This is a genomic window from Gardnerella sp. DNF00753 (assembly GCF_049244275.1).
GTDB lineage: Bacteria > Actinomycetota > Actinomycetes > Actinomycetales > Bifidobacteriaceae > Bifidobacterium > Bifidobacterium greenwoodii.
In genome coordinates this window covers 485,253-508,348 of record NZ_CP058393.1, presented here as the reverse complement: position 1 = coordinate 508,348, position 23,096 = coordinate 485,253, and the positions used below count along the sequence as shown (strand labels likewise).

The following is a 23,096-nucleotide window of genomic DNA, read 5'->3' as shown; positions in this document are numbered from 1 at the left end:
TCCTAAATGTTTTTACGTGTAATAAGCAGGCGTTCCATTAAATCGTTTTGAGGTGAAACACCATCAAACTCAGTCGAACAGTTTTCTTTCACAATCTGGAAAATCTCATTCCAAAGCCTGACCGCCTGATTCATGTAGTTAATACCAATATTGATAAAAGGCGAAGGTATCGGTTTACCCGTAGTCGGATGCTTGGAAAGAAACCCGAGTTTACTGGTTACTTCCTCGCATTGAATCCAACGAGCACAGCTCATCGCATACCGTTCAATAAGAGGAGATGGGACTTTACTGCTAACACCAATGTCTTTTAGCCACTTCCACGTTTCTTCAAAAATTTCTTTAGCCTGAAGCTGAGTACCGTCTTTTTGCGTGGCGGATAAAAACTCGTGAGGCTGAGGCATTTCAGCACCTTCAAGCTCCGGAATATCAAGCACACTTAAAGGCCTGCCACCAGGGTTTCCTTCACTCGCTTTTTCAACAACCGCTTTCTTTTTACGCCCGGCACCCACGCGTCTGCCGCCACGACCGCCGATATTATTTGATTTTGTAGGCAAACTTTCCGCCTCCTTCCCACGCAAGTTTTAACTATTAAAAAATTTTTGTGTCTGATTTTGCCTATTACCCTTTTGAATACGCTGTTTTTACGCAAAATACCCTGCGCCCGTTCCCCATGGGGTAGGCTCATAGAGATTTAAACCCCCCCTAGGGGGTGGGTTATTTGTTATGCCAGCGATCTCCACGCTTAGCGTGAATTTTAGAATGACAGGATTTGCATAGAGAAATAAGATTATTCCTCTCATGCGTTCCGCCTTCAGCAATCGGTTTAATATGATGAACCTGCTCAACAGGAACAAGCACACGATTCTTAAAGCAAAGCTCACAGAAAGGATGCTCTCTCACATAAGAGTCCCTGACTTTCTGCCACGCTCTGCCGTAACGCTTGTGAGAATCATAAGGACGCTCGTATTTTTCGTAGCGCCGGTTCTCTTGTTTTAAGTGTTCCTCACAAAACCTGCCGTCAGTTAGGTTCGGACAGCCTTGATAAGAACACGGTCTTTTAGGTTTTCTTGGCAAGACTCATCCTCCCTTCGGGCATGAAAAAAGCCCTGAAAGATTACTCTTCCAAGGCTTAGTATTTATAATTTTTGCTAAGTTTATAATACCATATAGAAGGCAGTGTCATCTCGTATCAGAGCGTACCAAACCGTACCATTTTTTAGATTTGGATTAGATTATCTGGTAAAACCATGTGCTCTAATGCTTTACCATGCCATCTTATAATCGTCATTCTGCTAGCATGGAGTTCTTTACCAATATCCTCCCACGTCATGTTACTCATGTAACGGTAGCGTAAAATCATCTGCTCATCCACGCTTTCAAGTTTAGAAATCACGTCCAAAATCTGCTCTTTCAAACTGATAAGCAGCGTGATCTCCGTGTTAATCTTGGCTTCTAAATCCATAACCCTTATAAGAGCTTTCACAAACGGAGCTTCCACGCTTCGAGTCGTCTGCACATACTCTCGGTCGTATCTTAATGAAGAAACACTTGTAGCAAGCTCACGCAGTCTTACTACCTCGTCCATGTCAGCCTTAATCCGCTTATCAAGAAGATAGGCTTGCCGTAAGTATTCTTTTTTGTTCATTCTTACCTCCATTTTGAGGTAAGTTCTCTCTAGAACCCCTTTCCCTCACTTCATTAATTGATAGTCTTGCTTTAACCGACTCGATTAAAGCATCTTGTACTTTAGCCTTCATGCTTAAAGCCCTCATCACATCCTCATCAATCGTGTTCTTAGTGATGATGTGATGGATTACAACCGTATCGGTTTGACCCTGACGGTTAAGTCTAGCGTTCGCCTGCTGGTAAAGTTCTAAACTCCAAGTCAGGGAAAACCAGATAAGAGTTGAACCGCCAGCCTGTAGGTTAAGACCATGACCTGCAGAAGCCGGGTGAATCAGTGCTACAGGAATCATGCCGGCATTCCAGTCAGCAATATCAGCACTCGTTTTAATCTCACGCACGTTAAAACGTTTCTTAATCCGCTCAAGATCATGCTTAAACCAGTAAGCTACAAGCACCGGTTTACCATTAGCAGCCTCGATTAAATCCTCTAACGCGTCCAGCTTACGATCGTGAATATGAACGCTTTCTTTTTTCTCGTTATAAACCGCGCCGCCTGCCATTTGAAGAAGCTTATTTGAAAGAGACGCTGCGTTAATCGCATCAATCTCTTTACCCTCCAACGACACCACCATATCTGTTTTAAGCTCATCATAGAGTTTTCGCTCATTACCGGATAACTCTACTTTCACCTCGTTTATCACACACGCTGGCATTCTCAAATAGTCTTTTGACTTCATCGAAATCGTAATATCAGCTATCTGCTTATAGATTAAACTCTCAGCACCATCTTTAGGCTTATAAGAAAAAATCATGTGCTGGTTACGCTTATCAGGATTAAAAAAGTTCTGCCGATAATACGTAATATAGCGGCCAAGCCTTTCACCCATATCAAGCAGCCTAAACTCAGCCCACAAATCCATAAGCCCGTTAGAAGAAGGAGTTCCTGTAAGACCAACAATCCTTTTAACTTTCGGCCTAGCCTTCAATAATGCTTTAAAACGTTTCGCCTGATACGATTTAAAACTTGAAAGCTCATCTATCACAACCATGTCAAAATTAAACGGCAGGCCACTTTTCATTATCAGCCACTCCACGTTTTCACGGTTAATAATATAAACGTGAGCAGGCGTTTTTAGTGCTTGAATCCGCTCCTTCTCAGTGCCCGTCACAATAGAATAAGTTAGGTGTTTTAAATGCTCCCACTTTTCTAACTCTAAAGGCCATGTAGTGTTTGCAACCCTAAGAGGAGCGATAACCAGAGTCCTGGAAACATCGAACGAGTCAAGCATCAGGTCGTTAATCGCTGTAAGACTTATAACACTCTTACCAAGTCCCATTTCAAGCAAAACCGCTGAAACCGGGTGTGTGATAATAAAATCAGTCGCATACTTTTGATACTCATGTGGCTCGTATCGCATCAATCACACCTCCAATCTGACTCTTCTCATCAACCACGAAAACCTTAAAACCTAAAGCCTGTAAATCCTTCATCCGTTTCACCTGTAAGACTCTAGGCTTTTTACCTGGTGCTTTAAGCTCGACAAAACCAATCTTCCCACCGTTCAGTAAAACGAGCCTGTCTGGAAGCCCGTCGACAGAAGGACTCGTAAGCTTTAAACAAAGTCCTCCCGCAGCTTTGACTTCACGGATGAGTTTTCGCTCAGTTTCCTTTTCTCGTAAAAAGCCCATCAGACACCTCTTTTGCCATCTCAATGATTTTCTTATCAACTTCGTTTCTCGGCTCATCAGAAACATCGCCGTAAAACACGTCAATATAGTGATTGCTTAATTGTGGGTGATCTTTGAACATGTTGTCCTCAGCGTGTGAGGATACTTCATCAATCATGTTCATGGCTTTTAACAGTCTGTCTTGATCTTTCGCTAAAAGCACCGGGCTAATATCGACCACTAATTGGCTAATCAGACTCTTAGTCAGTCGCATTGCTGCTCCTGCTTGCTTGTAGGTTTCTACTGTTCTCTCATTTTTGTTAATCATGGTTTATTCCACCTTTCTCAAATCTTATTTTTCATTTATTGAATAGAGTTGTTTCATTCGTTGTTTTTGCCCCGTTTACATCAGGCGAATGTTATTTGTGTAGCCATGTATGCTTTAGACCCATCTTTTACTTTTCTCTATATATACTTATATTTCTTTTATTTTTTTTCTCTTATATAAAAAGTAAAGAAAAAGGGTACACTATAATACAAAACCCCTATTTATCAGGCTTTTCTTTCTTGAAAACGTGCATGGTAGCGTGTAGGCAAAGACTATTTTCGTGTATGAAAAATCCTATAGAACATTTTTCTCTGAACCCAGTTTTTACCATACGAAACATTTGCCTACACGCCAATACATTTTTCAGGAAGCATCTTTCAGTTTTACAGTGCTTTCCATCAAAGAAAATCCTCCTGTGCCTGCAAATTAGGATTAATGGAAAGCCCACACCACTGATAGCCTTTACCCGTCCGTTTTTTGCTATAACCCGCTAACAGTAAAGCCTTAGAAAAATCCCTATCGTTTCTAACATATTCACCGTTAAGATTTGCCCACTGGCGGTAAGACAAGTAAAGACTCCTACTCATCTCCGTTTCATTCACGCCCTTAATGCAATAATCAGTGATGAAATGGCCTATCCAGTCGTTTTCAGCCCGATAAGCGTCCTTAGCCTGCTCTACCACCTTACAAATAGGGAATTTATAACTGTTTTGGATATAAAGCTTGGCTCCTTCAATCATCCATTGAAGTATTGCCCCACCTGCTTTTCGCAAAAGTTCATCAACATAGTCTGTTTTCGGATTCTTGATTTCTTTCGTAAACGGTGCGACAAAGATCCTCCGCCACGTTCCCTTATCGTTCGAACCGACCTTCGGCAGATGGTTCGTGTAGAGAATAGTTGAGTGGCTTGGTGTAAACGTAAAAGGAGCATAATATTTCCTCTCAGCTGAAATATCATCCACACTTGCTATCTGTTTCAGCATGGAAATAGAAAGCCTTTGTCCTTCCTCAGTTTCAGAGGCAAGAATAAACCTTTTACCGCAAAGCTCCGCTAAATCCACTTTCACGTTTTTAGCCCGAGTGGTTAAAGACTCTGCAGGTATTTTCCCCGCATAATCTCCAAGCACATGTGCTTCCGCGTTAAACACGGTCGACTTACCGTTACCGCCTGACCCGTACACTAGCAAAAGCGATTCTTCAAACACTTGACCTATAAGCGTACTACCCGCATGGCTTTGAAGAAATGTTTGAAACTCTTTATCGCCTGCGGTAACCATATCAAGCGTTGTCTGCCACAATCCCACGTTGTCCCGTGAAGGACAAACAGCGGTCATTTTCGTACAGTACAAACACGGATCATGTGCTTTTAGCTCTCCAGTCTTTAAATCCACGATTCCACAAGGCGTGTTTAGAATGAAAGCATCACGATCCAGTTCTTCGTTTGCAACTTCCAGCATGGATTTAGCAAGCTTTAATATCCCGGACACTTTACTGTGATCATTCATCTTCTTAGCAAACGAAAGATACTGCTTTGCCCGATTCACTTCACTCTTAGCTTTATCCGCCTGCTCTTTATCACCCGATGATTCAGCTTGAACGAACTCTTCGTAAGCTGTCTTAAACTCGATACCAGCATTTTTCAAAACCTTTTTAGCAATAAGCATGTAAAGTTTCATAACTTTAAGCTCAGACGCTTCCCACTTCTTGCCCGTCCAGTAAAGCCAGCCGGCAGACATCGTATAAACAGCCTTATTCTTGTTATGTTTGGCAAAAACCTCAGCCATCGCAATATCCGTTAAATCATCAGGCTTATACTCCTCATAGCTTTTGCCATACTCGCTAGGCGGAATATAACCTTCTTGACTTGCTACTTTAAGCCCGAACTTTTTAGCCGAATACCAGATTTTAGATAATTCTGCGTCAGGCAAAGGAGGATTACACCGCTCAGCTTCACTCAAAAACTTCTCATGTGCTTCATCTGTCGCACCATAACGTTTGATGAGTTTTCCTGCGATATGACTAAGCCTAGAGTTTCTCTGCCCTGATGGTATTTCTTCTGTTTCTGCATCAAATTCACCAAAAGCTTCTTCCGAGAGAAAATCAGTGACTGTTTTTTCACCCTCGTAAAGTTCTACCTGCGGAGTTTTAACACCGTAGAGAAAACGTGCCGCATCAAGAGCATTACTGTCAAAATACGGGAATACTGATTGAATCCTTGTTTTAAGCTCCACATAAGCTTTAGCATCGCTTACTTCTTCAATTGGAAAATACACGTGAAAACGTGGTCTTGCACACTTCCCATGCTTGTCTTTCATGTGGTTTCTACTATAAGACGCGTAAAAGCACACGTTCGGAAACGCTAAAGCAACATCAAAAGGCGTCACCCAGTCTTTACCAACATCAGAATGGTCGTTATCACAGTCCATCGGAATACAGGTAGACGAAATGAAATTATCTTTAGACCTATAACCGTTAGTAAATTGTGCTGTGACATGGTCAAAAGAGATAGCCTTATTAAAACTATCTCGATCACAGACTTTTATTTCGTCAGGATACAAGCAGTTACTACTGTTTCCAACACAGGAAGCTGTATAAATTTTGCATTCAAGCATCAATATTCACCCCCTAAATCCTTATCCGTAAAATATTTAATCGGCTGCCTGCGTTTTTCTGCCAGATTGATTTCTACTTGCATGCCGCCTGTGATTTTTTCTCCAAACACCCATAGTTCGTTGCACTTGCCTAAGAGGATAATGTCCATAAACATCGCATCCCCTCTATGCTTTTGATTCTCATCATCCATGAACGGGAAAAGCAGGTGTGGAGTGATTGGGATTGCTCCGCGTGAATACGCGTAAGCCGCACACCGGATAGCGTGTTGCACGTTTCTTTCTTTATCTCCACGGTAGGGAGCACAAATGTAGACGATAGGCTTAAAATTCGGTGTCGTTTCTAAATGTTTTTTATAAGACTTACTCACTTTTAGCCTCCTGTTCAATCAAGGGGTAGATACCGTGTTGTGTCATGAGGTGATAGATGAAAAGCCTGCCTTTCTGAGTCCAATAAGTATGCATTTTTGAATGTGTAACACCATTAGAATCCTCGTATGTATTTGTGCGAGATTTCGTATATTCCTGATTGGCATGCTTTTGATATAAAAGCCAAATATCAGACTGCTTATACTGCACACCGAGTTCATGCAAAAAGTTATTCATCCACTGTGCTGACTTGCCATAATCTTTTGCAATCACACGCATAGAGATTATGTCTTTGCATTTAAGCACAACATCGTAATAGCTGGCTTTTGGCTTAAGCTCAGCTATCTGCTGTTTTTGCACAGCAGTCGTAAGCTCTAACGCTTCTCTTTTAGAACGCTCTTCTTTCAATGCGTTAAAAACAGCGATAGCCATATCAGGATTGTTGATAAGCTCATCTGTCGCATACATGCCGTGCTTACGGATACTTGGAAGAACCTGTGATGTAACCCAGTGTTTAAACTGACACGCTTTAGGGAGCTGACTTCTAAGAATAAGACTGTATAAACCAGACTCGTTAATAACATACATTTCTCGGTTCTGACCTGAGTCGGTGAAACACCGAGTCAGCTTATCATCTTCATCTACATGCCTTTTCAGTGCATCAGATGTATCACGATAACCAAGAATCTCAGCCACGTCCTTGCCCACGAAATATGGGATACCATCTACTACTGTTGTGCGAACAGAGCCAAGCTCTACATTCTTAAATACTTGTAATTCATTCATAAAATTACCTCCTATGATTTTTTCTGAAGGCGGTATTACCTTCTAAATCACAGGCAAAGAAAAAGAGCAGGTTTTTAACCCTGCTCCTAAAATTTTTTTAATCTTTTTTGTAAAACTCGCACTCGTAGCCGTCAGCTCTAAGAAGTAAACCTTCTGCCCAAGGTGGTGTTCTTCCCATTAGCTCACACACGCTTTGAACACTCACATTCTTATCGGTTTCGATAATGGCTTCATCATGCACGTGCGCGACGATGCGATATTCTTTCAGTGTTTGCATGGCGTAAAGTAGAATGTCACGAGCTATAGCTTGCGTAATGTTTTCCACGAATTTAGGCCCGTAGCTTTCCAGCCGCTCCCATTTTTTCGCCGTTCCCACACCCTCATAGGTGACTGATTCGCCACCATACTTGTTTTCTTCCACACGTGGTTTCACATAGTAAAGGCATCTTTTAGACGGCAGTTCGATGATAAGAAACCCACTCTTGTAAGTGAACACTATATTGTGTGTTCGAACACTGCTACGCTCGTGTACACACTGTTTTACCGCTCTGTCCACATCCCACCACAATGAAACAATATGTGGATTAGCAGATCTCCAATCATTAACCAACTGTTGCAAATCATCTTCATGTAAACCCATATCAAGAGCGCCCATTGCCTTTAATGCTCCTACTGCACCACCGTAGCCACAGTTATGCACGAGCTTTCCCGATACGGTAAAACGATGATTTGGTCCGGCATTTTGTATGTCATAAACTCGAGCCTTGCTTCGATTAAACGCCAGTTTTTCCTGTGTTGCACTACAGCTGTATTTGCTCTTGATATGATTTCTTCTCTGCCTATTCCTTTCGATAGCATTCTTATAACTACCAATCTTGCGTATGGCCAATATTGTTGCTCCCACCGTGTTAGGATAGCGTTCTGCTTGTTGTTTTGATTGACTATTCTTGGAACAAAGCGAATATTTCCTTTTTCGTAGTTGCCGTTTGTATTTATCCGATCTAATTCCCAGTCTTTTCGCACATTGTCTACCTCTTGTAAAATCCAAAGACCTGCTTCTAAAACAGAATGGAAGCACCACTTTATCCCTCTTGCACCATAGTTTTTGTAATTTGGATCTCTTGGATTGATGCATCGCTGTTTCGCAGCACTTAGCCTCTTTTCTAGCCATATTGGTATTTGTTTCGGCTGCGAGCAAGCTTGACACCCTTTTGATTTGCCCGACTTTAGACTGTTTAAGTCCTGCCATTGGACGCTTCCACACCCTACGCATTGTGTCAATACATAACAGTGGTTTTGCTTTTGATTCCAGTGTTTCTCTGCACTTATGATTTTCACCCAGCCGTATTGTTCTCCGACCATCTCCGGTTTGTATGAGATGTGTTTTGCAGATGGCGGATTCAATAAACCGTATTGGCTTCGGTTTCCCTTTAACCCAGACGAGATGGTCCGGTGTTGCTCTAAGTCCTTCATACTCGATTACCTCCTTTACACCCTTAAAAACAACTCCGTTATGGTTGACCCAGTTTTCTCCGTCCCACACTTTTTGTTTTGTAGTGACTTCTTCAATTGGAACAAGCCCTTCATCTGTGAGTACAAGTTCACCTTCAGCAATACAAGCGAGTTCCGCTATCTTACCTTTCTGCCGCAGGTGCCCGTTTACTCCGTGTTTTTCAACAGGTACGCCAAACATTTGAGAGGCTGACGAGCAGTAGATGTCTTTACCTTCCGCGAATACTCGCATACGCCATTTTTCACCTGCAAGCCAGGCAAGGACTCTAGCTTCGATTGCTGAAAAGTCTGCGACAATAAACTTCAATCCCGTGCGTGGAATAAAAGCAGTGCGAATAAGCTGGGATAAGGTATCCGGAATATCCTCATAAAGCATTTCCAACGCTTCAACATTTCCCTGTTTAACAAGACTTCTAGCCTCAGCTAGATCAGGCAAATGGTTTTGTGGTAGGTTTTGTAATTGCACGAGCCTTCCCGCAAATCTTCCTGTACGGTTTGCACCATAGAAGCGAAACATGCCACGCTCCCGATAATCCATGCATGCAGCGTTTTTCATCGCCGTATACTTTTTCACCGATGATTTAGCAAGCTGCTGACGAAGCCGCAACACTTCCGCCAACTCTTTACCCACTGTTTTAAGTTGTTTAGCGACTTCTTTTTTACCAAGCGACTCCATTTCAAGCCCATGCTTTTTAAGCCAAGAGCGCATTTGTAACACTGAGTTCGGGTTTTCTAAACCTGTAATATGCTTAAGCTCACTCATGAGATGCGTTTTCACCTCCTGGTCGAGTTTTATGGCTGATTCAACGAAAAGAGAATCTATTCCTATCCCACGGTCGTTTATCTGTTGGTCGAGATAAAACTCCTGCCATAAAAAGTCCGGCACGGGAAAGCGTGAGAGCTTTTCTTGAATACTCATCTCAACTTCCACATCACGCTTGTTATACGATTTAAACTGCTCCCACTTTTCCTTATCGTGAAAATACTTGTTTCTTGTTCTTCCACCGTTTACTTTCGTAGGATTACACGGTAAGCAGAAGTATTTAATAAGATTCTTACCCTCAGTGAGCTTCTGCTTATCAAGGCCCAGTACTATTCCCACGTTTTCAAGCGACATGGGAAGCCCCAGGGTGGCTGACCAGATCATTGTGCAATGCCACGAGCAGGGATTTAAAAACAAGCCTTCACTTTTTCCTGTCTGACCAGGGTTAACATTGATGCCTTTATCTCGCAAATAGCGTGATAGGCAGACTCTTTCAAACTGAGCGTTAAACGCCCACTTGGTTACTGTTTCATCTGTTAAGGCGGAAAGCACAACCTCGGGTATGGTTTCACCTTGTGCTAAGTCAACGACCTGAACTTCACTACCGTCCACACTGTAGCCAAAGAGCAGTATCTCAAAATCCTCTGATTCTGCGTACTTGTAAACACCACATTTACCAAGATTTACACTCGAAAACGTCTCTAAATCCACACTCAAATTTTCCAAATTACATCACCTCCAAGTTAATAAAAGAGGTGACAGAAAACCTGCCACCCCACTTATAGAATCTTCTAAATCCTGTTTTTCAGGAATCTTCTAATTCCTATTTAGAATGTGTTTAATATCAACGTAAAGACTCACGAGTTTCTTTACCGTGAAATCAAGAAGTAATACTCCTATAAACACTGAAATAAAAACCGCTATAACAATTTCCATAATTAACTCACGCTCCTTATGCTAGAAAATCATCATCTTCTAAAGTCGTAAAATCATCGGTTGCGAGGCTACGTCCGCCGAGCGGCTCACCGTCTCGAATTTTTTGAATATTGCCAAGACCGCAAGCGATACCCTTATTACCGTTAGAGTTAAACGCGTAGAAGTTGATGGAAACCCTCGCATAGCAGCCTGAATACACTTCACTGCGATCCATGATTGGTTTTACCTGCTTGTCTACAATCTGCGGAGCCGTGGTTGAGTTCGCGTTAATGAAGTAGTGTCCTTTATACGCTTCATCATCACGCTCAATATCCCCGTCCCTGAGTGGTGTTTTAAGAGCAGCCTTGTTTGGTTTCTTACCACCAAACTTGCCGACACCTTCCTCAATAGCAGCATCAATAGCTTTCTCAATAGCGTTTACTGTTTCAACATCACTTTTAGGGATAAGCAGTGAAACACTATATTTTTCAGGACCGCCGTTAATAGACTTTGGCTCCCAACCGTTGAAATAGGAAAGACGCGTGTTCTTACCAGTGATAACCTTCGTGTTATTTAATTTAGACATAGTACTAATTCTCCTTTTTGAATTCGTTATTTGCGTTTGAAACGTTAACTTTTGCCCGCTTATCCGAGTCTGGTACGAGCGTAAGTTTTCCGGACGGTTTTATAACGAGGTCGCCCAGAATATCCTCAAATTTTTTCTTGCCCATCAGCTTTTGCATTTCCGTTAAACCGATAAGACTAGTTTTGAAAATGTCGGTAAAGCCATGAGCTTTTGCTTTCTCAATAACAGCTGTCTCATCCTTAAACTTGCGAACTGATCTGCCTTCTACGAGTTTGAAACCATGCCACTGTTTCCCGTGGTTAATAGCGGAATCTGTGGCGTACGCTAAAACATCATCAGCCCACTTAGTTAACCGTGGGATAAGCGTGAGTACTTCTTCAATCTCACTATCCGTTAAAACAGAAGGCGGTTTGAACTCAAATTCTGCAAGCTTTAGATTTTCCTCGGCACGCTTTCTGCATACTGCTTTTGCCCTGCAAAACCTGCACCAGTCTCCAGCTTCAAATTCGCCTTCGCCTTTAATAGCAAGCTCTGCTTTTGGTTTAAGCACGCTTTCAGCCCAACAGATAAGCTCCGTGACAGGTAGTGTGAAAGTTGATACGTTGTCACGACGTGGCTGAAAAATACTCATCTCAACAGTTTGTATCTCGTACAAGCTGTCGAAAAGCGTTAAAGCTCCAAGCGCGTAGCATTTCATCTGAGGATTCTCGTAAGCATCAACCAGCACGCCTTGACCGTACTTAAAGTCGATAACCTGCAGCGTTTTTTCGCCTACAATAATGCAGTCCGCTGTACCAAACCCTTCAGGCACGTAAGCTGAAAAATCAACCTTCTGTTCGATGAGAAGGATAGGATCTTGACAGTTGAGTTTTGCCTGCTCGTATTTTTCCATTACGAAATCCACGTAAGCATCCGAGCATTCCTGCATCTCGTTTGAGTCATACTCGGTTGACGGTTTTTCACACGGACGGTTAAGAAGCTTATTCAGCTTGTACTCACACCACGCGTGTGCCGCTGTTCCTTCCTCAGCCGCTGTAGAAGTAGTGTTTTCAAACTTTTCTTCTAAAACAGCACTCGGAGTACATTTAATCCACCTGTGAGCAGAAGATGGGGAAAGTAAAGCATGCTTAGTCACCTTTAATTCCCTCCGCTTCATGCAATAGGCTCGCATACTCGCTTTCAGGAATATCTGAAAGCTTTTGCGCACCGTGCTTTACGATGAGTTTCTTCACCTCAGCTGTCTTTCCCAGCTGGCTAAGTTTTGCTAAAACCGCCCGAACCTGCTCAAGACTGACAGTATTCTGCTTTGCTTCCTCTACCGGTTTAGATGGTTTTTCCTTACTAACGCTAGGCTCATCAAACAGTGCTTTAAGATGAGCTGTTAAGTTTTCCAAGTCTTTGATGACTTCTCTCAATATTTCCTTGTTCACGGTTTTCCTCCTTAAACTTCTTTGACATCAACTGACTGAACACTTTTCCCGGGATCTAATAGGTAGACTTGCGAGTAATCACCAAACAGCCAGCGGATAAACCGTTGAGGTAATCGCATCACAGCTCCACGTAGAACCTGTTTCTTCTCACCGTTTTCACCGGTGACGTTAATAACGATCTTGTGTTTCACGAGTTTTGCCTCCTTTCTGTAAGGGGTTTCTTCCTTACACATCACAGGCAAAGAAAAAGGAGGAGTTTTTAACCTCCTCCAAATAAAATTTCTAGAATTTTTTAACGCGTTTTTCTAAGCTTTTCGAGAGCCTTATCCAGATGCTTTTTCACACCAGCAGACGAGATACCAAGCATGCTTGCAATCTCTGACTGAGTGTATCCTCCAAAAAACATCAGTTTTACTACTTGACTCTGCTTATCTGTCAGCACTGAAAGCATGGATTCTGTTCTCTCTGACATTTCAAAACCATAATCATCAGCACTAAAACCATAATCATCAGTAGTACTAAGAGCTTCAGCAATATAACTTTTATCTACCCCAAGCTCACCATCTGCATCAAAGTCAAGTGAAAGATTATAGTTACGCGGAAAATGCTCGTTAGCAGCATACTCCACGTCATCCTTGTTAGGCTCATAACCATGCTTAAGATTAAAACGCCGGATATATTCTTCTTTCCACGCTTCAATTTCAGCTTTTTCTTCATCATTTCTAGTAGGACGCAGGTTCTTATTGTTGTAGTAAACCTCACTGTCATCCATTGAGTGAAGCATCTTAATATCCGCAACGGTTACACCATTCTCGCCTGGCTTGATTTCGATAGTTTCTTCACTATAACTACCATCTTCATTACGAACACAACTTGTATACTTATATGTTGCTCGATCATTGCTATTAGTTTTGCGAGTCCTCATGCTCACCCTTCCCGCCTGCAGCGGTAGGGTGAAGACACATACAAAAAAGAGCCGATACTTTATGAAGCACCGACTCTAATACCTGAAAAACAGCCATAGTAGAATAGAGGTACTTCATAGGAGTCATGAAAAAACCATGAGGATCCTATTGACGTATCTCATCGCCCTATAGCTAATCAGGCTTTAACTGTTTATTAGTAGTGTCTTATTGATTAATCATTAACCACAATCTTGTTAATTGTTCCAAAAATTCTTATAACATTTACCCGCTCTTTCTTAAAACCCGTATCATGAGTGTAAAAAAGAGTGGAATAATCTCGTTTTTATAACAGTTTGACATGTAAAAACCACACTTGCCTTGAAAGCTACGTGCTTTGAGGTTTAAGCGTTAACAATGTTTTCACCCCCCTTCTCGTTAAACAACACTCGTTTTAGAAAACAAAACGAGCATTAGCCACGCTCTAATAGAGTCCCAACCGTGGCTAATAAAGTCCCAACTGTATTTAATACAATCCCAACAAATCTAATATAATCCCAACCGTATTAATATCAGAAATCCTCACTCCGCAAAAAGTGTTATAGGCCTAACTACTTTTAGTATTACCGTTAGAGCTTCTGATTAAAACACTTCAGATAAAACGTTCAAGTTATTACTATGCTAAAAAGTCTCTTCAAAAAACCTGACAAATACGCACATATACGGGGTCGTATACACGAGATTGCAGAAGAAAACTTCTTTACTTATGACTCTCCTAGAATATGGTTAGTGTTGAGAACTAAAGGTATTAAAGTATCTGAAAAAGCAGTAAGACGACTCATGAAAGAAGAGTTAATTGAGGTTAGATATGCCAGGCGTAAAAGACGCTATTCAAGTTACATAGGAGAAATTACTCCCGCATGTAGTAACATCGTTAATAATAATTTTCATGCAGATTCACCTAATAAGATTTGGCTTACAGACATTACTGAGTTTTCAGTAAAAGAGTCAAAACTCTATTTAAGCCCTATGATTGACTGTTTTGATAGTAAAGTGGTCTCTTACGCTCTTTCAAACCACCCAGATCAGTGTCTTGTAGATGAAATGTTAGAAGGGGCTTTAACTACCCTTAAGATTACAGAATGTAAAAGCTTAGCTATTCATACCGATAGAGGAGGTCACTATAGAGGCGGTAGGTGGATTGAGAGATTAGAAGGTCTTGGTATTACACGCTCCATGTCAAGAAAAGGAAATAGTGGAGATAATGCTGCCTGTGAAGGATTTTTTGGACGAATGAAAACAGAAATGTATTATCCACTTAACTGGGATAGTACAGAAGAATTACGTCAAGCTATTCATACTTATATTGATTTTTACAACAACCACAGAATTAAAATGGGGCTTAAAAGACAATTATGGAACATCGTGCTATGATTGCACAAAATGTCTAAAATTGTCCTAAGCCCCTTTTGTTTTCAATGTCAAGTAATACTAAATGTTGAGCTTTTTTAGCTTAACAACAGAGAGCTTTCTTTGGTATTTCAACGAAAACTCGGGTTTTTAGACACGCTTTTTGCCGCTTACCCCAATTTAGACGATATACGCCAATACGAGTACCACTACGAGTATAACTGCCACGGCAGCAGCAAACACCACGTAATCCATAGGCTTCACATGGTGATGCTGCAACAATGCATGGCATACAAACGCTGCGATCAGCAAGATTACCCCTGAAATAGCATTGGCATACCAAGGTAAATGATTGATGCACGAGAAAACAACACTCGTCAGCCAAATGGTAGCAAACGAAGCAAGCCATGACCGATGCCCTGTTGTGGCATGCTTCTTCGAAATAGTTGCATCATCCATATTAACACCCCAATGCTGCTGTCAAAGTGCCACCTGCAGCGCTACAAGCTATATCAGCCGAAACACCAGCAAGTGGTGTCGCCAATCCAGAAATACCAAGTGATAATGGAGTACAAACTGTTGCATCCCATAAAACATTCCATCCCACACCAATCCATTTAGGAATACAATGATGTTTCTTTCCACCACGTTCTAAAGCTGTCTCTAAGGAAACAGTAGGAGCAATCCTATGAAGAACTTTGCTATAACCAAAATCAACATGCTGCCCGTCATGAACTGTTAAATTGATAGTTGCTATAGTATGATTTGTTGCATCTCTCCAAGTAGCTATATTATTCTTTACTACGATAGTATCACCAGCTAGCGTATGCACATTCAATCCTTGTCCAGATACTGGAACAATTGAACGTCGACCATCTGGAGAACGCAATCCTCTCATTTCAGACTTAAAATTCCCATATTGTGATGTTGATTGAACTGCAAAAGATGGAGTTGCAAACACCATACTTCCAAGTAATGATGCTGCAGCTATTAACAATGAACTAACTTTCTTCATCATAAGATGACCTCTCTAATATTGGCCTTATCAATTAGTGAGTAAGCGTATTCCAGTAAACAGCATGTTGGCCAAACATGTGGTGAGTGACTCACGTTGTTATGCTCACAAGTCAACAGTATAATACTTGATTGATAGAAACGCCGTCATAATCAGGTAAGCGGATTATTAAAGCCTTGAGACAATCTTTGTTGTACGGCACTATGAACCTTTATAACTTATATACCACGGTGGGAATTCTTTTCATAATTGGTGCAATCAGTTTCTTTTTATCTCGCAAACTATTTAAATACGAATAAAACTATAAATAGCATATGAGTATGTGATTACTGATGAAATATAGTTTTCACATACTCAGTGTTTTATTCTCTCCTAGTATATAGAATTAATTAGTAACATCCATATGCTGTCCCTTTCACGGGAATTCTTGCAGCAAAAACTAGGACTTTTTTAGACTTCTATTGTAACTACTTTTATGGTTACTTTTGCATAAACCACCCTTGGTGCAAAGTGGCGAATCGACTTGCATGAGCGATTAAAACATAATTCGCGAATGCACTTCGATTCGCTGAGCTTGCTCAAAGTTGAAAGCACAGTGTGCTTTCAACGCAAGCGAAGTACATTAACATCCTGTGCACTCGACCCTAGAGCGTTGATATCTTCCCTCAAACAGCCAAAACACACTCAAAAACCGCGAGAACCCAGCCTAAAGCCGCTTCGCATTAAACCTTTTAACGATAGCCCTCGCTAAGCCTTGCTACACAAGGGCAAATTTGCACCCACCTATTAAGCCTTTGACATCAATACGACAGTCTCACGTGTATCAAGACTACCCTTATGATAACCATGCATCAATAAAAGAGCCTTAACGTTCATTGCAGGAGAGAAACTGGCAAGGGGAATGTCGTATGATGATAAAAGTCTAAGGCACTACAAACTGGGATTTGGATTTTACTTAAAATTGTATTATTTTATTAGCGATATCTTCTACAAATCGCTTATCGTGTTCCACAAATATGAGTGTAGGCTTTGCTTCTTTTATAATTTCCTCAATCTGTATTCTTGATATTACATCTATATAATTCAGTGGTTCGTCCCAAACAAATATATGAGCTGGCTTTGAGAAACTTACAGCAATTAAAACTTTCTTTTTTTGTCCATCACTATAATTCTTCATATCCATTTCAAATAATTCTCTTGAAAAATCTAATTTTCTTAAAATTGTTTTACACAATGTTTCATCAACATCTTGCTTGTGAATATATTCATTTAGGCTACCTGTTAAATTAGATGTGTCTTGAGGAATATACGAGATTTTTAAATTACCTGCTAATTTTATCTCACCTGTATACTCGTGATTTATACCTAATAAAATTTTAATCAAGGTTGATTTTCCGCTACCATTACCCCCATATATAGCCACTATGTCGCCTTGCTTTATCTCGAAACTTACATTGCTTAATATCTGTCTCTCTCCATAGCATGATGATAAATTGCTAACCGATATTAGAGGATTTTTATGATGATGTAACGGATGCAGTAATAGGCTTTCCTTTATTTCGATATCTTTTAGTAAACTCTGTTTTTCTTCTATTGCCTTGTTTTGTCTATTCTCCAAATTCTTAGATTTTTTCATCATCTTGGCTGATTGATGACCTATATGTCCTTTGTCTGGTTTTACACCTGATACTTTCACACCATTTTTAGTATTCTCAATTTTATCAGACCAAATTTGACTTTGTCTTGCAGACTCTTTTAATCGTTTAATATCTTTTCTTAATCTCTCATTTTGACTAATTTCAAATTGGTCTTTCATCACTTTGTTTTCATACCATGATGTAAAATTTCCCGATTGGACATCAATAGAATTCCTGTTAATAGAAATAACATGATTGATACAACCATCTAAAAAATCTCTATCATGAGATATAAGCAAAAATCCTTTTTTACTTTTCAGATATTCACTTACAATTTTTCTTCCGTCCATATCTAAATGGTTTGTTGGTTCATCAATAAGTAAAAAGCCATCTTCTCTTGTAAACAAAATAGCTAAAAGGATTTTTGTTTGTTCTCCTTTAGAAAGCGTTTCAAATTCCCTATAAACAAGGTTCTCATCTACATTTAGTAAACTGAGTTCTCTAAATAATTTCCATTCTTCATCATCTGATATTAGTTCTTTATATAACTCAATTCCTAATTTTGAAGTATCGCTTATATTTGGTGGAAATTTAATAAATTCAACATCCTTGCTTATTTTGCCTTGATAAGTTTCTTGATTTAAAAGTAACTTAAATAGAGTTGATTTACCAATTCCATTTCTTCCTATCAATCCCGTTTTCCAGTTTGTATCAAAGGAAAACGATACATTTTTAAATATGGGTTTTACATATCCATAATATGAGAAAGTGAGGTTTTCAATTTTAATTACTGACATAAAACGCCTCCCTAAATTATCATTTACCGCCCGGGTGCAAAGTGTGTGCACCTTTTAACGTTTAGTTTTTCCTGTATTACTACGCTTATCACTGCTTTGCTTTTTCAGTTATTTCAATTCTCGATTAGGCAATTTTCCAGTTCTCAAAGCGACAGTAACAAACTCAACCTCTTGCAAGCACTTCTCGCAAAGTTCATAACCTTCATTGAAGTTCACTCTTGACCTAAATGTGCTAGCAATGAATTCGCACGGTGAGGTAATCCTTTCAACTACACCGCACCGTTCACACTCAGCATACACATTCCCATCCTTAATCGGAATAAACATTCCATGGTCTTTCTCATTTCCCATGACACTAACATCTTCGAAATCATCAAATTTTACATAGAGCATATACGGCTTCCTCCTTTATTGGTATGTCTATATACGCTCTAATTCCAGATAATATCAAGTTTTATTGTCAGCCACTCTACCTGTATTTATATCTATCAGAATTTTGCAAGCAAAACCTATTTTTTAGCACTCGCATAAAAACGTCTGGGAAAACGTCCCCCCCCCCCCCTAGACTTTTCCCCATGTTAAAGAAAGCATCACTATACGTAACTATTCTCATAACATGGTTACTACTATTCTTGATCTTTACACCATTCGCTATTAGAGAATACGTTTTTCCTGGAACAAGAAACACTACGCTAGATATTCTCATAGCATTAAACGCAATCTTCATAATCTACTTCTGGCTAAACGGCACTAAAGATATCATCTACGTACTATGGTTCTACCTACATAAGAAATCCATTACACAATACGTTCAAAAAGTCTCTTGCATGCCAATACCAGCAAACAAGCGTATCGTAATGCTCTACTGTACTTGCAACGATTTCGAAGGTGACTCACTCACTCAATGCTTAAAACAAAAGTACGCCGGATCAGTCAAAACAGTCATCCTTGATGATTCTAGTGACCCTAATTACAAAAATAAGGTAGACGAATATGCTAAAGAACATAATGTAGAAGTAGTACGCCGCGAAAATAGAAAAGGATTCAAAGCAGGAAATCTCAACAACTATTTACACGGACGAACTGACTACGATTACTTTGTTATTCTCGACAGTGATGAAATCATTCCTTCAGATTTTATTATTCGATGCTTACAATACTTCCAATACTTTAAAAACGCTGGAATCGTACAATGCAATCACGTAGCAACACGTAACATTAACCGCTTTATGCACCTACTACACATTGGAGTGAACAGCCACTGGCCTGTGTACCAAACAATGAAACATCACTATGGTTTCATGTCTCTATTAGGACATGGTGCAATGGTAAGCCGCGAATGCTACGAAGCAGTAGATGGATTACCAGAAGTTGTTGCTGAAGACTTATGCTTATCAATTGAAGCACGCAGTAAAGGATACTATGTTGCTTTCGCACCGAACATAACATGCGAGGAACAATATCCGATTGACTATCTAGCTTTTAAGAAACGACATAGTAAATGGACTCAAGGTAATTTCGAGTTCATGAAATGCTACACTAAACGCATTTTCACATCTAAAATGCGATGGTTTGAAAAACTAGATATTTTCCTGTTCACCTACAACCTGCCATTAACATCACTTTTCACATGCTATGTAGCAATGAATATCATATTCTTCCCAGCGCTGCACTACGATTTACACTATCCAGCATGGCTACTTGTACCAACCGTAATATTCTTCATGGCACCAATGCTAAACGACGTATTCTTCTGGCTTGGTAAAGTATCGCTCAAACATTTACTACTCTACATGCTTTTTACTTTCTGCTTGTACGGTTCAATGCTTTACGTGTCAATGAAATCATCATTCCTAGCACTTACAGGAAGAAAAGCCATATTTGTTGTCACACCAAAAACAACGCAACATATTACATTAGCTGAATCATTACGAATGAACATTCAAGAAATAATATTCTCAATAGTTCTTATCACTCTCTCATGCGCGTTCAAAGGCGGAATACTACCAGTCATACTCATAGTAGCACCAACACTTTTCAGCATATATTTAACAATGTACTCGAACTCTAAAAAACCTATCGATACACCACATCATGCTAGAAACAAGTACAAAACAAGAAGACCACTCGCACACGCATACCGGTGATATAAACCCACAAAAAATAACAGGCATTACAGAAAATGGTAAAAAGGCGAAATTAAGGCAACAACTCTACACACAGAAAGCAACAGTTTCAGAGTTCAGAAGGAAAAGTTTCATTGTATCCAAGAGTTAAGAAACTAGAACCAACCTTCACAAGGTGGGTGCAGGGTGGGTGCACTTTTTAACGTTAACATCCTGTGCACTCGACCCTAGAGCGTAGACATCTTCCCTCATACAGCCAAAACACGCTCAAAAACCACGCCAAGCCAGCCTAAAGCAGCCACTCATTAAACCTTTTAACGATAGCCCTCGCAAACACCTGCTATACAAGGGCAAACTTGCACCCACCTAATTAGCCCTAGACATCAATACGACACTCTCAACGTGATGGGTGTTGGGATATATGTCGAACGCACGCAAAGACTGAACGCTGTAGCCAAGTTCTTTAAACGTGCCAACATCGCGAGCAAGACTAGTCGGATCGCAAGCAACATACACAACAGTTCTTGCTCCAGACTTCGCAATCTGCTTACAAACTTGAGCTTTAGCACCAGCGCGCGGAGGATCTAGCACAACAACATCAGGATGCGCAAATCGGCGAACAATCTTAGACGACTTACTCGCCTTAAACACCTGCGATTCAAGCGTTTGCGCAACATCGCCTTCAAGCGCTTCAACAACATCCCTGCTAAGACCTGCGCGCCCAATGTTTCGCCTTGCATTCTTTACAGCAATCGGCGCACCCTCAATGCTAAGCACGCGAGCTGGTTCTGCAGAACCAAAAGCGCCAGCAGCACCCGCAGCACCATAAGAATCTCCGCCAACATTAGCCAAAGTCGCAAGCGGAATCGTAAACAAACCCGAACCAGAATACAAATCCCACAAAACCGTATTCTTACTACGCCCACCAAGCGCAGAACGAACTAATCCCAAAACATAGTTCACCAAATGCTCTGGAGCTGCGCGATGAATCTGCCAAAAACCACGCGCGTCAACATCGTAGTCAAAAGTACGCATACGCGATGAATCACCATCAACCGCAACGCGCACGCGCTCTCGCAGCAAAGCCGAGCCTGCAACCAACTCATCATTTACTATAAGCGCATAATTTTCGCCGATCGCATCAAGAAGCGCAGCCTTGTCATTAAAATCCAAACCTTCAACCCTAGGCTCTGGAACAGCAAGACGAATTTGCGAATTTGGCGAGAAAGTACGATTCCACAAGTCCAAAGAATCCGCAACTGCTAAAACCGCGCGCGACGCAAGTGGCATAGTATCAATCGCAATGCGATCATGCGACTCGCGCTTTCGCATAGACAATCGCCCTTCATCATCCGCAACCAACTCCATGCGCGTACGCCAATTAAATCCGTTAAGCTCCTCATCCCCCGGAATGCGCTCAACGCTAACATCGCTTTCCGAAACATCCATGTGCGCTAAACGCTGGAATTGATTAGCAATCACGGCTGCCTTCCAACGAATCTGACCAGGCAAAGAAACGTGAATTAAATCCGCTCCTCCAACTCCGCCGCCCTGTGCTAAAGGACCCGCGAGCTTCCATTGCGGCTCCACACGATACGCGCTAGGCTCCAAAACTTCCACAACTTCGCCAGTAAAAAAGTGCGCTTTTGCACGCATCGGCTCATCCATGCGCACAACAACCAGCTCACCAGGCAGCGCAAATCGCACGAATACAACGCGTCCGTCAAGATGACCTACGCATCTTCCTTGATCCGCATATCGCTCGATTCGCATCGTCACTTGCATAAACTACCCCTTAGTTTTGCGTTTTGTTAAGCCGATTTTCTAACGCTGATTTTTGTTAAGCTGATTTTGTTAAGCTGATTTTACTTCACTTGAATTTACATCGTTTTGATCTTCATCACCCTGCTTTGCCTCTCGATTTTTATGATGAAGACGCATAAACGGCGTTGCAATAATCAAGTAAGAAACCCAAATCGCGAGCGCCCAAAACGGCAAACCCATAATCAAACGCACCGTGCCAAGCCACACAACGTGATTTGTCAAATATAATGGCACTTGCAAAACCAGTCTCAGCGCAAAAACGACAATCCACAATCCTGTCACATACATATACGCACGCTTAAGCGGCCTGTAATCAAGCCATTCGTGAAGCCACGCGCCAAAATTTTCAGTAGGCATTTTACGAATTGACTCAATCACAAGCCCTAAAGCAGGCACGCGAACAATCAGCGAAATCGCAAGAAGCACACCATAAACAGCGTTTGTAATAAAGCCCATCATATAGTAGTCGCGCGCTTGATGACTCGTCCACACCCAAATAAGGCAAATTGCAATGGAAACAAGTCCACTAATTGCTCCCATAAGAGATTGCTTTTGAATAAGACGAACCACAACTTGCAAAACAGCAATCACAGCTGCCACAATAACTGTTGTTTGCACATTTCGTGTTACAACAAAGCAAATAACAAACAGCAAGCCTGGCAGCATGGATTCGATTACGCCTCGAACGCCACCTATGGAATCAATTACAGAAAAGTTTCTTCCATCAGAACCTATAGAGGCAAGGGAAGCAAGCCCAGAACTTTTTTTACCACAAGTGTTATTTTTCAAGACG

General features: G+C 41.0%; 24 protein-coding genes. 3 read left to right on the top strand and 21 right to left on the bottom strand.

Going from position 1 to position 23,096, the window contains the following annotated elements; genetic code table 11:
• Positions 1-2: 2 nt before the first annotated feature.
• From HXT33_RS02205 to HXT33_RS02135, 15 genes are all read right to left on the bottom strand, one after another.
• Positions 3-554: a P27 family phage terminase small subunit gene (locus HXT33_RS02205; protein WP_116712582.1), complete on the bottom strand. Its 552-nt coding sequence runs from the start codon at positions 552-554 to the stop codon at positions 3-5.
• A 160-nt stretch (positions 555-714) separates the two neighbouring features.
• Positions 715-1,074 (bottom strand): HNH endonuclease, encoded by a 360-nt coding sequence (locus HXT33_RS02200; RefSeq protein WP_421787389.1) that lies wholly within the window; start codon positions 1,072-1,074, stop codon positions 715-717.
• Positions 1,075-1,216: 142 nt separating this feature from the next.
• Positions 1,217-1,645, bottom strand: coding sequence for a sigma factor-like helix-turn-helix DNA-binding protein (locus tag HXT33_RS02195; RefSeq protein ID WP_103084953.1), 429 nt, complete (start codon positions 1,643-1,645; stop codon positions 1,217-1,219).
• Complete coding sequence (locus tag HXT33_RS02190; RefSeq protein ID WP_421787387.1) at positions 1,605-3,044, bottom strand: SNF2-related protein; 1,440 nt, start codon at positions 3,042-3,044, stop codon at positions 1,605-1,607. The genes HXT33_RS02195 and HXT33_RS02190 overlap by 41 nt, the downstream gene beginning before the upstream one ends.
• Complete coding sequence (locus HXT33_RS02185) at positions 3,025-3,315, bottom strand: VRR-NUC domain-containing protein (protein WP_415682680.1); 291 nt, start codon at positions 3,313-3,315, stop codon at positions 3,025-3,027. Before HXT33_RS02185 ends, HXT33_RS02190 begins: the two co-directional genes overlap by 20 nt.
• Positions 3,287-3,622 (bottom strand): hypothetical protein, encoded by a 336-nt coding sequence (locus HXT33_RS02180; RefSeq protein ID WP_421787385.1) that lies wholly within the window; start codon positions 3,620-3,622, stop codon positions 3,287-3,289. Before HXT33_RS02180 ends, HXT33_RS02185 begins: the two co-directional genes overlap by 29 nt.
• A 398-nt stretch (positions 3,623-4,020) precedes the next feature.
• Entirely contained in the window at positions 4,021-6,234 is a 2,214-nt protein-coding gene (locus HXT33_RS02175) for a phage/plasmid primase, P4 family (protein WP_421787383.1), read from the bottom strand.
• On the bottom strand, positions 6,234-6,602 hold the full coding sequence (locus tag HXT33_RS02170; protein WP_421787381.1) for a hypothetical protein: 369 nt from the start codon (positions 6,600-6,602) through the stop codon (positions 6,234-6,236). Before HXT33_RS02170 ends, HXT33_RS02175 begins: the two co-directional genes overlap by 1 nt.
• The gene (locus HXT33_RS02165) at positions 6,595-7,386 is read right to left on the bottom strand and encodes a phage antirepressor (protein ID WP_421787379.1); all 792 of its coding nucleotides are present in this window, start codon (positions 7,384-7,386) and stop codon (positions 6,595-6,597) included. The genes HXT33_RS02170 and HXT33_RS02165 overlap by 8 nt, the downstream gene beginning before the upstream one ends.
• Before the next feature lie 97 nt (positions 7,387-7,483).
• Positions 7,484-10,387, bottom strand: a complete 2,904-nt coding sequence (locus HXT33_RS02160; RefSeq protein ID WP_421787377.1) for a DNA polymerase — start codon at positions 10,385-10,387, stop codon at positions 7,484-7,486.
• 226 nt (positions 10,388-10,613) lie between these two features.
• Positions 10,614-11,162 carry a DUF2815 family protein gene (locus HXT33_RS02155; protein WP_004117141.1) on the bottom strand — a complete coding sequence of 183 codons (549 nt, stop codon included), beginning with the start codon at positions 11,160-11,162 and terminating at the stop codon, positions 10,614-10,616.
• Positions 11,163-11,166: 4 nt separating this feature from the next.
• On the bottom strand, positions 11,167-12,297 hold the full coding sequence (locus tag HXT33_RS02150) for a DUF2800 domain-containing protein (protein ID WP_421787375.1): 1,131 nt from the start codon (positions 12,295-12,297) through the stop codon (positions 11,167-11,169).
• A complete protein-coding gene (locus HXT33_RS02145; RefSeq protein WP_421787373.1) occupies positions 12,290-12,592 on the bottom strand; it encodes a hypothetical protein in 303 nt (100 codons plus the stop codon). Before HXT33_RS02145 ends, HXT33_RS02150 begins: the two co-directional genes overlap by 8 nt.
• An 11-nt stretch (positions 12,593-12,603) precedes the next feature.
• Positions 12,604-12,825 (bottom strand): hypothetical protein, encoded by a 222-nt coding sequence (locus HXT33_RS02140; RefSeq protein ID WP_016815920.1) that lies wholly within the window; start codon positions 12,823-12,825, stop codon positions 12,604-12,606.
• 59 nt (positions 12,826-12,884) lie between these two features.
• Complete coding sequence (locus tag HXT33_RS02135; RefSeq protein ID WP_421787371.1) at positions 12,885-13,517, bottom strand: RNA polymerase sigma factor; 633 nt, start codon at positions 13,515-13,517, stop codon at positions 12,885-12,887.
• A gap of 655 nt (positions 13,518-14,172) precedes the next feature.
• On the opposite strand from HXT33_RS02135, the gene HXT33_RS02130 reads away from it, so the two are divergent.
• Positions 14,173-14,928 carry an IS3 family transposase gene (locus HXT33_RS02130; RefSeq protein ID WP_421787369.1) on the top strand — a complete coding sequence of 252 codons (756 nt, stop codon included), beginning with the start codon at positions 14,173-14,175 and terminating at the stop codon, positions 14,926-14,928.
• Between the two features lie 156 nt (positions 14,929-15,084).
• Here HXT33_RS02130 and HXT33_RS02125 read toward each other — a convergent pair whose 3' ends face one another.
• Positions 15,085-15,363: a hypothetical protein gene (locus HXT33_RS02125; protein ID WP_033888441.1), complete on the bottom strand. Its 279-nt coding sequence runs from the start codon at positions 15,361-15,363 to the stop codon at positions 15,085-15,087.
• Position 15,364: 1 nt separating this feature from the next.
• The gene (locus HXT33_RS02120; protein ID WP_112928551.1) at positions 15,365-15,922 is read right to left on the bottom strand and encodes a hypothetical protein; all 558 of its coding nucleotides are present in this window, start codon (positions 15,920-15,922) and stop codon (positions 15,365-15,367) included.
• Positions 15,923-16,442: 520 nt separating this feature from the next.
• Between HXT33_RS02120 and HXT33_RS02115 the strand changes: the two genes are divergently transcribed.
• Positions 16,443-16,670 (top strand): hypothetical protein, encoded by a 228-nt coding sequence (locus HXT33_RS02115; protein ID WP_421787367.1) that lies wholly within the window; start codon positions 16,443-16,445, stop codon positions 16,668-16,670.
• 204 nt (positions 16,671-16,874) lie between these two features.
• Here the strand turns inward: HXT33_RS02115 and HXT33_RS02110 are convergent, their stop codons facing one another.
• A complete protein-coding gene (locus HXT33_RS02110) occupies positions 16,875-18,353 on the bottom strand; it encodes an Lsa family ABC-F type ribosomal protection protein (protein ID WP_246904755.1) in 1,479 nt (492 codons plus the stop codon).
• A gap of 108 nt (positions 18,354-18,461) precedes the next feature.
• Positions 18,462-18,746, bottom strand: coding sequence for a hypothetical protein (locus tag HXT33_RS02105; protein ID WP_004114737.1), 285 nt, complete (start codon positions 18,744-18,746; stop codon positions 18,462-18,464).
• A gap of 434 nt (positions 18,747-19,180) precedes the next feature.
• Here HXT33_RS02105 and HXT33_RS02100 point away from each other — a divergent pair, with 434 nt between their 5' ends.
• A complete protein-coding gene (locus tag HXT33_RS02100) occupies positions 19,181-20,500 on the top strand; it encodes a glycosyltransferase (protein WP_004113331.1) in 1,320 nt (439 codons plus the stop codon).
• 345 nt (positions 20,501-20,845) lie between these two features.
• Here the strand turns inward: HXT33_RS02100 and HXT33_RS02095 are convergent, their stop codons facing one another.
• Positions 20,846-22,264 (bottom strand): class I SAM-dependent RNA methyltransferase, encoded by a 1,419-nt coding sequence (locus HXT33_RS02095; RefSeq protein ID WP_421787365.1) that lies wholly within the window; start codon positions 22,262-22,264, stop codon positions 20,846-20,848.
• A gap of 69 nt (positions 22,265-22,333) precedes the next feature.
• Positions 22,334-23,092, bottom strand: a complete 759-nt coding sequence (locus HXT33_RS02090; protein ID WP_102694884.1) for a DUF3159 domain-containing protein — start codon at positions 23,090-23,092, stop codon at positions 22,334-22,336.
• Positions 23,093-23,096 lie beyond the last annotated feature (4 nt).